Annotated in this window: 8 protein-coding genes and 2 pseudogenes; 6 read left to right on the forward strand and 4 right to left on the reverse strand. The window is 47.1% G+C overall.

The window, feature by feature from the left end; all coding sequences use genetic code 11:
• The 3 genes and pseudogenes from L976_RS09870 to L976_RS09880 form a co-directional block, all read left to right on the forward strand.
• Window positions 1–298 (forward strand): annotated as a pseudogene (locus L976_RS09870) (glucose/galactose MFS transporter); the annotation flags it as partial.
• A gap of 151 nt (window positions 299–449) precedes the next feature.
• Entirely contained in the window at window positions 450–1664 is a 1215-nt protein-coding gene (locus tag L976_RS09875) for an RsmB/NOP family class I SAM-dependent RNA methyltransferase (protein ID WP_037418205.1), read from the forward strand.
• 333 nt (window positions 1665–1997) lie between these two features.
• On the forward strand, window positions 1998–4253 hold the full coding sequence (locus L976_RS09880; protein WP_047536409.1) for a sensor domain-containing phosphodiesterase: 2256 nt from the start codon (window positions 1998–2000) through the stop codon (window positions 4251–4253).
• Window positions 4254–4336: 83 nt separating this feature from the next.
• On the opposite strand, the gene L976_RS09885 is transcribed toward L976_RS09880, so the two are convergent.
• A complete protein-coding gene (locus L976_RS09885; RefSeq protein WP_047536411.1) occupies window positions 4337–5347 on the reverse strand; it encodes a D-alanine--D-alanine ligase in 1011 nt (336 codons plus the stop codon).
• A gap of 241 nt (window positions 5348–5588) precedes the next feature.
• Window positions 5589–6989: an asparagine--tRNA ligase gene (gene asnS / locus L976_RS09890; protein ID WP_037418214.1), complete on the reverse strand. Its 1401-nt coding sequence runs from the start codon at window positions 6987–6989 to the stop codon at window positions 5589–5591.
• Window positions 6990–7184: 195 nt separating this feature from the next.
• On the opposite strand from asnS, the gene L976_RS09895 reads away from it, so the two are divergent.
• Window positions 7185–7520, forward strand: coding sequence for a hypothetical protein (locus L976_RS09895; RefSeq protein WP_037418216.1), 336 nt, complete (start codon window positions 7185–7187; stop codon window positions 7518–7520).
• A gap of 24 nt (window positions 7521–7544) precedes the next feature.
• Here L976_RS09895 and L976_RS09900 read toward each other — a convergent pair whose 3' ends face one another.
• Together L976_RS09900 and pabB are read right to left on the reverse strand one after the other, a co-directional pair.
• The gene (locus L976_RS09900) at window positions 7545–8132 is read right to left on the reverse strand and encodes a CoA pyrophosphatase (protein WP_037418218.1); all 588 of its coding nucleotides are present in this window, start codon (window positions 8130–8132) and stop codon (window positions 7545–7547) included.
• Window positions 8133–8156: 24 nt separating this feature from the next.
• Window positions 8157–9560, reverse strand: coding sequence for an aminodeoxychorismate synthase component I (pabB, locus tag L976_RS09905; protein ID WP_047536414.1), 1404 nt, complete (start codon window positions 9558–9560; stop codon window positions 8157–8159).
• Window positions 9561–9681: 121 nt separating this feature from the next.
• Between pabB and L976_RS09910 the strand changes: the two genes are divergently transcribed.
• A complete protein-coding gene (locus tag L976_RS09910) occupies window positions 9682–11226 on the forward strand; it encodes a fumarate hydratase (protein WP_047536415.1) in 1545 nt (514 codons plus the stop codon).
• A gap of 261 nt (window positions 11227–11487) precedes the next feature.
• A pseudogene (locus tag L976_RS09915) lies at window positions 11488–12322 on the forward strand (PD40 domain-containing protein); the annotation flags it as partial.

Below are 12322 nucleotides of genomic sequence, written 5' to 3' on the forward strand. Positions count from 1 at the left end.
ATTGTTAGTGTTGGTGGCCATGACAACCAGTGGCAGCATTGCCATGTGGGCGATTTTGGGCGTGGGATTATTTAACTCAATCATGTTTCCGACCATTTTCAGCTTAGCACTGCGAGATTTAGGTCCCCATACTTCTCAGGGCAGCGGTATCCTCTGTTTGGCCATTGTGGGCGGTGCGATTGTGCCATTATTGCAGGGCGTGTTAGCCGATAACTTAGGCATCCAACTGGCATTTATTCTGCCTGTGGTGTGCTATGGTTTTATTCTATTCTATGGTGCTCGGGGCTCCAAAATGTAAGAGCATTTGAGTGTTTTATGAAAGCGATCCCTGTGATCGCTTTTTTATTGGGCTTTTGCGGTGCTTAATAGCAACTGAGCATCTGTTTACTTGCGTATTCGTGCCTGACCTCCTATGATCCCTCGGTTTTATTACTCACGGTGACCTGTAAATGTTGAATTCTCCGCTTTCTGCCAGCTCGAATGAATTAGTGATCAATATCTTAGCTATGGTGCTAAGCGAAGGAAAACCCTTAGACCGGGCTTATTCTCAGCATTTTTCAGGATTAAAGTTAGTACCCGCCGAGCAGGCGCGGATCGCGACTGTAACGGGCGATATTCTACGCCGCTTAAATCTTTACTGTTTCTTAGCCGACATCAAGCCGGAAGAAATGGCGCGTTTAGGCTCAAAGCTACTTAATGTGTGGCACTTATTTCACGCGCTGGAACTGCCTAAAATGCAGTACTCACTGCCAGTGGATACTGATGATTTAGCCGCGCGTATTGAACAGGCTAAAACTAACCCCGTACTTTGGGACGGTTGCCCGGAATGGTTAGATACCATGGGACATGAGCAGTTGGGGGCTTCGTGGGAAAAAGAGCGCGCGGCCTTAAGCACGCCACCTAAACGTTTCCTACGGGTTAATGGTTTAAAAGTCACCCGTGATGAATTAACGCAAAAATTAGCGGCCGAATTTGTCTCAACTCAAGCGGTCGAAAGCGTTGATTCTGCCCTTGAAGTGACATCGGATTCGGCACTGTTTCGTACTAATAGCTTTAAAGATGGCTTATTTGAGCAGCAAGATGCGGGCTCACAACGGGTAGCCGCTGCGCTCGATGCCAAACCGGGTATGCGAGTGATTGATGCCTGCGCTGGTGCTGGCGGAAAAACCTTGCATATTGCTGCACAAATGCAAGGTAAAGGTCGTTTGTTAGCGATGGATGTGGAGCAATGGAAACTCGACAATCTGAAAGAGCGCGCCCGTCGTAATGGTGCCCACAATATCGAAACACGGTTAATTGTCGGCTCTAAAACCATTAAACGCTTAAAACTTAGCGCCGATCGCGTCCTGCTCGATGTGCCCTGTTCTGGCCTTGGGGTATTAAAGCGTAATCCCGACGCCAAATGGCGTGATACCGCTGAACGTTTACCTGTGTTGATGGAACTGCAAAAGCATATTCTCAGCAGTTACAGTCGCATGGTGAAGGTCGGTGGCATTGTGGTGTACGCGACTTGCTCGATTTTCCCCTGCGAAAACCGCGGTCAAGTGGATGCCTTTTTAGCTGAAAATCCCAATTTCCGTTTACTCGAGGATGAAACGATCAGTCCAGCCGATACTGGTTTTGATGGTTTTTATCTCGCAAAGCTTGAACGCATTCAAGAATAAACCGCAGTATATTCGCCTAATTTCCTAGAGGGTTGACGCTTCGAGATTACATGAATGTGCCCTTGCTAGGGCATGCTCGCGAAATACGCTGTGATGTATGGTTGTTCCTATGGGAGGTCGAGTGGTTTTAAAAGACTTTTAGTGTAGGGACTTGCAACCCAATTGCGGCAAAAATAATCCTATAACGTCAATATTCCTTAGACTAAAGCAACCTTTGGTTACACATCGAAAGGTTGCTTTAGCTTGTTTATACTCCTAAAATTCACTTCTAATTTACAAAGGTTAATCACCTTAGTGATGTCGTTAACTTACACGCTAACTGACAAGGGTACTATGGACGAAGGAATGCAGGTTGTAGGTGCGGTTGGTAAGTTAAGTGCCCCGTTTAATCAAAACGTTAGCCTCGAGTGTTACAACGGTATTCTTTCAATGCTGCTCAATGGTGCGCCATTGGCAGAAATTCTCCATGCCTTAGTGTTAAAAATTGAAGATCAACGCCTTGGCACCCACGCCTCGGTCTTATTGCTCAGTGAGGACGGTAAAAGAGTGCTCATGGGGGCCGCGCCCCATTTACCTGATAGTTATAATCAAGCTATCCATGGCGTCGAAATTGGCCCTGAGGCCGGTTCCTGTGGTACCGCGGCCTATACGGGGGAAAGGGTGATTGTTGAGGATATCGAACATCATCCTTATTGGGCCTTGTATAAATCCTATGCACTTGTTCATGGATTAAGAGCTTGTTGGTCTGAACCTATTAAAGATTCTCAAGGTAAGGTGCTTGGCACCTTTGCAATGTATTACAAAGTCATTAAATCCCCAACGGCTGCGGATTTAACCTTAATCGCTGAGGCAGCAAGATTAGCGAGTTTAGCGATAGAACGTAGTCGATCGCTGGAGTTTCAGCGTCTTGCAGTGAAAATATTTGATCGTTTACCCCTAGCACTGGTGATCACTAATGAAAAGCATTCGGTACTTTATGCCAACGATGCTTTTAAACTGATGGTTTGGCCACAGCCTGAGCCTATTTTAGATTTTAATCCTGAGCTGTTTTTCTCTCCCTCTGAGCCCCATGAAATTGCTTCCCTCTTTAACCATCTCTCTGAGGGGAAGATGTGGCAGGGTGAACTGGTCGGTCTGCGGAATAATGGTGAAACCTTTTATCTCGATTTAACCGTAACGGTTTTTCGTGAACCCCATAGTACAGATAATGGGTTTGCGTGGTTATTTTCTGACGTCAGTGAGCGTAAAAAAGCGGCTCAGTTAATCAAATATCAAGCGAATAATGATTCCCTGACGGGACTTGCTAACCGTAATGCCTTGTTTAGACAAATCCAAGAGCTTATTTGTGCCGATAGCCTAACGCCTGGCTTTAGCTTTATGTTGATGGATTTGGATAACTTTAAACAAGTAAACGATACCTACGGTCACGACAAAGGCGATGTCCTCTTAGTGCAGATGGTGGAACAGGTTAAAACTTGTTTGAACGAGCAGGCGGTGTTTGCACGCTTAGGTGGTGATGAGTTCGCCATCCTACTGTCAGGGGTTGTGACTCAAAGAGAACTGTCGCAACTCGCTGACAAGATCAATAAGCAGGTTTATCGACGTTATGAATTATCCCTCGATAAAGGCGTTTATAGCTCAGTGAGTATTGGTATTGCGCGATTCCCTGAAGATGCCCTCGATTTAGAGCAACTGTTAAACTGCGCTGACCAAGCGATGTATATCTCTAAGGCGAATGGCCGTAATAGATATCATTTTTTTACCGAGCAAATGCAACAAAATGCAGAGCGTATTGCTAATTTACACACGCTACTTAAGCAAGCATTAGAGCAAAAAGCTTTCGAGTTGTACTTTCAACCGATAGTCGATGCGACAACGGGGCTCATTGTGCGTGCTGAGGTGCTACTGCGCTGGCAGCATGAAGGACAGTTTATTTCCCCCGATGAGTTTATCCCCATTGCTGAAAACAGTGGTTTAATTGTCAATATTGGCCGTTGTGTACGCCAAGCTGTGATGCAAACCATTATTGAAATGCAAGCGCTCGGTTGGCCGATGAGTTTAGCGATTAACGTGTCGACCTTTGAATTTTGGTCCCATGAGTTGCAGGATGAGTTTTGTGATTCGTTCGCCGATATTATTGAAGGTTTAGGGATAGAGGATTTTCCCTATGAGTTGATCACCTTGGAGATCACCGAATCCCTGTTAATGAAAAAACATACTCATTTAATTCAAGTGCTTAATGAGTTACGCGGTCGAGGTATTAGCATTTCCCTCGATGATTTTGGCACGGGTTATTCTTCGTTGTCTTATTTAGCGAATTTCCCTATTGATCAAATTAAGATCGACAAGAGCTTTATTGACAGGCTCGCGGAAGGTGAGCGACATCTTGCCTTGATTGAAGCGATAGTACGCTTAAGTCATGCACTTAATCTGCGAGTCACGGCGGAAGGGGTTGAAACTCAAGAACAGCTTAAGGTAATGATGGATAACCATATTCAAGAAATTCAGGGTTATCTATTTTATAAACCCATGCCCAAGGCAGCGTTTTTTGAATTACTGGCGAAACAAGCGGCCATGTCGCCGCGTTGATCATCATCACTATGTATCATCTCAAACAATAAGAGCGCCATTGGCGCTCTTATTGTGACTAAACCTTTCTCTGATTAAGGTGGTTACTTTGCCGCTAACTGGCTGTTAATCACTAAACTTAAGTATTGGGTGAAATCATGCCCATGATTTTGCAGCATCTTAGGGAACATCGAAATGGGCGTCGAACCTGGGAAGGTATTGATTTCGTTCAGCAGGATTTCATTGTCCGCGGTTAAGAAAAAGTCGATACGGGACAGGTGACGTAACTTCATGCCTTTAAAGGCTTTAATCGCATAGGCTCGGATCTGATCGCTGATTTCAGTCGGTACATTTTGCGCGACGACATCGGTTCGCGCCTTACTGTTTTTCGCGTACTTTTCATCGAAGGTGTAGAAGGTATTGCTATCGCAGATGATTTCGCCGGGTAGGGTGGCGATCACTTCACCTTGATACTCATAGACCGCGACTTCAAGTTCACGGGCTTTAATGGTTTTTTCAACAATCACGTAGGGCGCATAACCAAAGGCATCTTTGAGTACTTCGCTCACTTTGCTAGCCTCATCCACCTTATAGCAACCGACCGATGAGCCCTGAGACGCAGCCTTGACGAAAATTGACCCCCACTTTTCAAGTGCCGCTTGGGTTTGAGCAATAGCTTCATCATCGTATTGATTTAAAAAGATATAAGGTGTGTTGGGAATGCCTAAGGCGCTGAACCACATTTTGGCGGTGATCTTGTTAAAGCAGTTACTGCTCGCTTCGGATTCGCAACCAAAGTAGGGCAGTTGGATAAGATTAAAGTAAGACTGAATATCGCCTGTCTCACCTGGGTAACCGTGAATGCAAGGGATCACATAATCCACGGGCCAAGGGGCTTTGCTCTCGTCACGAAAGCGGATCTCACGGTTATTGGTCAGCTCGCAGTCATCGCCTGCGGCGGTTTGGTATTGGCCAAATTTATCCAGTACCACACGTAGTACATTGAACTGTTCTGATTTTGCTAACGAGGTTTCAAAATAATTAGCCGACAGTAGGGAAATATCGTGTTCCGCACTTCCACCGCCGCACAGCAAAAGTAAATTGATCTTTGACATTATGATTCCTCGATTGAGCAAAATGCTGTTGAGTTGCTTCGTGCAACTACGCCACTAACATGCAACTGGGCTAAAAAATAACGACACTGTATTAGCCGCTGCCATCTTAGATTTCTTCGCCCCTAAAGCGCAAGGACTCTGGCTAAGCTGTTTGATTGAGTGATGAATTTTAGCGCAGTTTGACAGCAATAAAAAAACGCGCTGTTAGCGCGTTTTAAGGACAACTTTCTAAGAAACGATATTAGAAGTTCGCGGTACGTGGTGCACGTGGGAAGGGGATCACGTCACGGATGTTCGATACGCCAGTGACGTAAGACACTAAACGCTCAAAGCCTAGACCAAAACCTGCGTGTGGCACTGTGCCATAACGACGAAGATCGCGGTACCACCAGTAATCCTCTTTGTTCAGATCCATTTCTTCTAAACGCATATCCAGCACGTCTAAACGTTCTTCACGTTGCGAACCACCGATGATTTCACCAATGCCTGGAGCCAATACGTCCATCGCGGCAACAGTTTTACCGTCTTCGTTAAGGCGCATGTAGAAGGCTTTGATATCTTTTGGATAGTTCTTCACAACCACTGGGGCTTTAAAGTGCTCTTCGGCCAGATAACGCTCGTGCTCAGAGGATAAGTCGATACCCCAAGACACTGGGAATTCGAACTCACGGCCACATTTTTGCAGAATATCTACTGCATCGGTGTAGTCCACTTGGGCGAAATCGCTCGAGACGAAGGATTGCAGACGCTCAATTACGGTTTTATCCACGTGTTGGGCGAAGAATTGTAAATCGTCCATACGCTCAGCTAATACCGCGTTGAAGGCGTATTTCAGCATGCCTTCAGCGAGACTGGCGATATCGCTTAAGGTGGCAAAGGCCACTTCTGGCTCAACCATCCAGAATTCCGCTAAGTGACGGCTAGTGTTTGAGTTTTCAGCACGGAAAGTCGGGCCAAAGGTATAAATTTTTGACAGGGCGCAGGCGTAGGTTTCGCCGTTTAATTGGCCCGATACGGTTAAGAAAGCCTCTTTACCGAAGAAATCTTTGTCGTAGTCTACTTTGCCATCACTGGTGCGTGGCAGGTTTTCCATATCCAGTGTGGATACACGGAACATTTCACCCGCGCCTTCACAGTCAGATGCGGTGATCAGCGGTGTAGATACCCACACGAAGCCATTTTCGTGGTAGAAACGGTGAATGGCTTGAGATAAACAGTTACGTACGCGAGCAACGGCACCAATGATATTAGTACGTGGGCGTAAGTGCGCCAATTCACGTAAATGCTCAATAGAATGACGTTTAGCCGCCATTGGGTAAGTGTCTGGATCTTCTACCCAGCCAGTCACTTCAACTTGAGTCACTTGCAACTCATAGGCTTGGCCCGCGCCTGGAGATTCAACAATCTCACCGGTTACGATCACCGAGCAGCCAGCAGTTAGCTTTAACACTTCGTTGTCGTAATTTTCTAAGCTATTTGGCACGACACCTTGAATAGGATTGAAGCAGGAGCCGTCATAGACTGCCAAAAAAGAGATGCCAGCTTTAGAGTCACGACGAGTTCTTACCCATCCACGTACGGTGACTGTAGAACCGACTGCGTGCTCACCTTTAAATACAGAAGCGACTGATGCAATACTCATTGTTGCTTAGTTCTCCAACGAAACGTTTTATATGAAAATTTTGGAGGTTTATATTACCTTGCTGGTGGCTTTTCTCAAGCTGAAAAAGGTATCCTGAGGTGAATATTACCGCTATTAAGCAATATATACCCAATCAACCACAATCCGACATCTTTAGATTGTTTGGTTATCGTGCGTTAAACGTTTGGAGGCGATATGAGAAAAGTTAAAATATTCCAGCTCATCCTCGCGACATTATCTATTTTGGGTTGGACATTGGCGGTGTACGCGCTGATGGTGTTTGGCGAGGCTCGCCCCGAACGAGAGGTCGGGTCCTACTTGAGTCGCGGCGAAACCTTCAGGCACTATTGGGACCCAAGCGAAACCGAATTACTGCAATATATCATCTGGGGCTGTGGTGCGATAAGTCTGATAAGTCTGGCGTTTAACTACTATGTTGCCCACCACAGTAAACTGGGTTATTGGTTTAATATTCCCTTGCTGCTGTTAACGTCGTTAGTGGCGGGCTTATATGTACATTTTGTGATTTAAATTATCCAAAAGAGCAATGCGGCTTTACAGCATCTCCTCGGGCAGACTCACATGCCGACAGAGGTGATCGATGATCGCCGCTGTCGCGCCCCAAATAAAGCGCTGCTGATACGGAATAAAATGCACGCTGTAATAACGGCCTTTGCGTAAGAATGCGTTACGATGCCGATGGCTTGGTTCGATAAAAAAACTTAAAGGCACGGTAAAACAATCGGCAACCTCGCCTGGATCGAGCCTTAAGGTAAAATCTTGCTTGATGATCCCGACCACTGGTGTAATTTCAAACCCAGTAAAGGTATTGTGGGCAGGGAAAGTACCTATCACATCCACATTTTCTCGGCAAAGACCAATTTCCTCCTCCGCTTCCCGCAGGGCCGCCATAATCGCACTTGGATCACTGGGTTCAATCTTTCCTCCCGGAAAACTGATTTGTCCTGGGTGCGCCCGAAGATGCATGGGTCTTTGGGTTAAAATCAGATTGAGCTCGCCTTGGATTTCCTGCAAGGGAATTAACACCGCCGCTTTTCGCAGTCCTTGGTGAGGGAGCGCCGCCGGATCTTGCTTAGCTAATGGGTGTAGATTGAATCTGAGTCTAAATTCCGCTTGATCCATAGGTTTCCCACTCATTCCTGTCGATTATTGAGGGCTATCTAACAAGGGTAAGATTCGACTGACTTTATCAAAGCTTTCTTGATATTCGGCATCGACATTGGAGTCGGCGACGATGCCTCCGCCAGCCCAACAATAGAGCTTGCCGCGCTCGGCAACAATAGTGCGGATGGTAATGCTCGTATCCATTTGCCCATCTTGGCTGATATAGCCTATTGAACCACAATACAGACTGCGGCGTGAGGGTTCCAGTTCTTCAATAATTTCCATGGCGCGAATTTTGGGGGCGCCGGTAATTGAACCGCCGGGAAAGGCTGCCCGCAGTAAGTCACTGGCGTGGTATTGTGGATCGAGTTTAGCGGTGACGGTACTCACTAAATGGTGCACAGCCGGAAAACTTTCTATGGCAAATAAGTGTGGTACTTGCACTGACCCGGGCGCCGCGACTTTGCCGATATCATTACGTAGCAAATCCACAATCATCACGTTTTCGGCGCGATCTTTAGGGGAGTTGGCGAGTGTTTGTGCCACCTGTTTATCCCGCTCCGGATCGGCATGACGTGGCAAGGTGCCTTTAATCGGTTTGGTTTGAATATCATCCCCGCGCAGCTGAATAAAACGCTCAGGCGAAATCGATAAAATCGCGTTGGCCTCAAGCCGCATAAAGGCAGAGAAGGGCGCCTGATTGGCACTTCGCAGCTTGCAGTAGGCGAGCCATTCATCGCCTTGATACTCAGCTTCAAATCGCTGAGTTAAATTAATTTGATAGCAATCACCGCTTTGTAGATATGCCTGTACTTGATTAAATTTTGAGGTGTACTGGGCTTTGGTGAGTTGCGCCGACCAAGGGCTTGTGAGACTAAACTCAGCCTGTTTTGTGGTGTTGGCTATTTTTGCTTCAATTATGTTCAATTGAGTATCGAGCGCGGCATCGCCTAAATAGTGCACCATAAACCAGCTTTGCTGCTGATAGTCAAAAATCAATGCCCAGTCGTAAAAGCCAATATTCATCTCGCCGAGGTGAATATCCTTAGCCGCTGTGCTGGGTAACTGTTCAATTCGGCGGCCTAAATCATAACTAAAACTGCCCATAGCGCCACCACTAAAGGGCAAATCGCAGGCAAAGGATTGTGGATACCAATAGCGCAGCAGCTGTTTGATCAGCGAAAAAGGGTCATCCTGCGGGCTTAGGTGAGGCGGCTCGGCTAAATCGGGGAAATGAACTTGAATGTCTGTCAGTTCGCCATGGGTGATCAGGGTGGCAATAGGATTTGCGCAAATAATATCGAATTTAGCGTCCTGATGGGACGCATTGGCCGAGTCGAGCAAGATGGCCCAAGGCTCGGCTGCAAAGTGTTCGAAGATTGCTGCAGTGCTGAATGTCCAGTCAAGTTGGCGTACTGCCAGCGGTAATGCCGCCCTATTTGCCATCTATTAACCCTATCTAAAAATGTGATGTAGCCCAAAAAGATGGGAAAGAGTATCATATTGGCCCAGAAAGAATTACACAAAAAACAAGTAAGGCCCTAAAGGCTGCTGGAGCGCACCTACTATGTCATCTCACCATGAAACGTCTGAAAATGTAGTGATTAAACAAGCCGACTTCATTGAAAGTGTGGCGGATGCCCTGCAATACATCTCCTATTATCATCCCAAAGATTTTGTTGATGCCATGAGCGAAGCTTATGAGCGTGAGCAGAGTGCGGCGGCGAAGGATGCGATTGCGCAAATTTTGATTAACTCGCGTATGTCTGCCGAAGGTAAACGCCCACTGTGTCAAGACACGGGTATCGTGACCACCTTCGTTAAGATTGGTATGGGAGTTAAGTGGGACAAAACCGATATGACCGTGCAGCAAATGGTCGATGAAGGTGTGCGTCGTGCTTATACCAACCCAGATAACCCATTGCGTGCATCGATTGTGGCTGATCCTGCGGGTAGCCGTAAAAACACCAAAGACAACACCCCATCCGTGGTGCATATCGATATGGTGCCAGGCAACCATGTTGAAGTGGCTATTGCTGCTAAAGGCGGCGGCAGTGAAAACAAAGCCAAGATGGTGATGTTAAACCCATCTGATGATATCGCTGCTTGGGTTGAAAAAACGCTGCCAACCATGGGCGCGGGCTGGTGTCCTCCAGGTATGCTCGGCATCGGTATTGGCGGCACCGCTGAAAAAGCCGCGGTGCTGGCGAAAGAAGCGCTGATGGAGAGCGTGGATATCCACGAGTTAATGGCGCGCGGTGCACAAACCAGCGAAGAAAAACTGCGTTTAGACATTTTCGAACGTGCTAATAACTTAGGTATTGGTGCGCAGGGGCTTGGCGGTTTAACCACAGTGTTAGACGTGAAAATCAAATCTGCGCCGACTCATGCAGCATCAAAGCCTGTAGTGATGATCCCGAACTGCGCCGCAACTCGCCACGTTCACTTCCATTTAGATGGAACTGGTCCTGCTGATCTTACTCCTCCATCGCTGAGCGACTGGCCAGAAATCACCCGTGAAGTGGGCAGCGATGTGCGCCGCGTTAACTTAGACACTGTCACTCAAGCCGATATCGAACAGTGGAAGAGTGGTGAAACCATTCTGTTAAGCGGTAAAATGCTCACCGGCCGTGATGCTGCCCATAAGCGTATCCAAAGCCTGATTGAAAGCGGCGAAGGTTTACCAGAAGGCGTCGACTTTACTGGTAAGTTTATCTACTACGTGGGCCCAGTTGACCCAGTGGGTAATGAAGTTGTGGGTCCTGCAGGACCTACAACCGCGACCCGTATGGATAAGTTCACCGATCTGATGCTAGAAAAAACTGGCCTGATGGGCATGATTGGTAAGGCTGAGCGTGGTCCTGCGACCGTTGAATCTATCAAGAAACACAAAGCTGTTTACCTGATGGCCGTTGGCGGCGCGGCTTACTTAGTGTCAAAAGCCATTAAGAAATCCCGCGTGGTGGCTTTTGCCGATTTAGGTATGGAAGCGATTTACGAGTTCGACGTTGAAGATATGCCTGTGACTGTAGCGGTAGACTCAAACGGCGTGAATGCCCATGAAACGGGGCCAGCGATTTGGAAAGTCAATATCGCTAACGCTAAAGCCTAAGCAAATGGCCTTCTTGCAAAAATGTGGCTTTTTTAAGCGGGATTTGAGCAAGATAGCGAGGCGAGTGGTACTCAATCAGACTATTCTTGATTGACTGACAATTTGTCACAAAAAAATCCGCTCAAGTACGCCTTTTGGCTTGCTTGAGCGTTTTTGTTTCGTTAGTGTGGCAAACTTATCTTCATAGAGACGATTGATGTTCGTTTTGACCGTTCATTCGGTACAACTACCGAATGTGTTTAACAAAAGATGGATATAACAATGAAAATAGCTCCTCTCCTATTGGCGCTTGGCGCGGCAGGTTTGGCCTGCTCTGCCCATGCGGCCGATCCTAAACCTTTTACTGTGCAACAGCTGGTTAAACTCAACAAATTGCATTCAGCCGTGGTATCTCACGACGGTACAAAACTGGTCTACGGCCTGAAAACCGTTAATGACAAGGGAGAGGCAAGCTCGGATTTATATCTTCTCGATCTGACGCAAGCAGACGCGAAACCGCTGCAGCTCACCTCTGCCGCCGGTACTGAGCACGATGTCAGCTTCGCAAACGATGACAAATCGATTTATTTCCTTGCCAGCCGCAGTGGTTCAAGCCAACTGTTTCAACTGCCATTAACCGGTGGTGAAGCGCAGCAAGTTTCTGATCTGCCATTGGATATTGATGGTTACAAACTCTCTAACGATGGCAAGCAAATCGTGCTCAGTATGCGCGTCTTTCCAGAGTGTAAAGACTTAGCGTGCTCAAAAGACAAGTTTAAGGCTGAAGAAGAGCGTAAATCGACGGGCCGTGAATACAAGCAGTTGATGGTACGTCACTGGGATACGTGGGAAGACCATGCCCGTAACCACTTATTTGTTGGCGCCCTCAACGGTGAAAAGCTGACTAAAGTGGTGGATATCACTCAAGGCTTAGACACCGAAACGCCGCCTAAACCGTTCTCAGGCATGGAAGAAGTGACTTTCACCCCAGATGGCCAATATGTGGTGTACAGCGCCAAGGCGCCAAGTAAAGATCAAGCTTGGACTACCAACTACGATTTGTGGCAGGTGAGTGTGAACGGTGGCAAAGCCACTAACTTAACCGCCGATAACATCG

It is taken from the genome of Shewanella sp. ZOR0012 (assembly GCF_000798835.1).
GTDB lineage: Bacteria > Pseudomonadota > Gammaproteobacteria > Enterobacterales > Shewanellaceae > Shewanella > Shewanella xiamenensis.

Excerpts from the sequence above, each read along its gene's own strand:
- L976_RS09875 (WP_037418205.1), top strand. The coding sequence starts at position 450 with ATGTTGAATTCTCCGCTTTCTGCCAGCTCGAATGAATTAGTGATCAAT.
- L976_RS09880 (WP_047536409.1), top strand. The coding sequence starts at position 1,998 with ATGGACGAAGGAATGCAGGTTGTAGGTGCGGTTGGTAAGTTAAGTGCC.
- L976_RS09885 (WP_047536411.1), bottom strand. The coding sequence starts at position 5,347 with ATGTCAAAGATCAATTTACTTTTGCTGTGCGGCGGTGGAAGTGCGGAA.
- asnS (WP_037418214.1), bottom strand. The coding sequence starts at position 6,989 with ATGAGTATTGCATCAGTCGCTTCTGTATTTAAAGGTGAGCACGCAGTC.
- L976_RS09895 (WP_037418216.1), top strand. The coding sequence starts at position 7,185 with ATGAGAAAAGTTAAAATATTCCAGCTCATCCTCGCGACATTATCTATT.
- L976_RS09900 (WP_037418218.1), bottom strand. The coding sequence starts at position 8,132 with ATGGATCAAGCGGAATTTAGACTCAGATTCAATCTACACCCATTAGCT.
- pabB (WP_047536414.1), bottom strand. The coding sequence starts at position 9,560 with ATGGCAAATAGGGCGGCATTACCGCTGGCAGTACGCCAACTTGACTGG.
- L976_RS09910 (WP_047536415.1), top strand. The coding sequence starts at position 9,682 with ATGTCATCTCACCATGAAACGTCTGAAAATGTAGTGATTAAACAAGCC.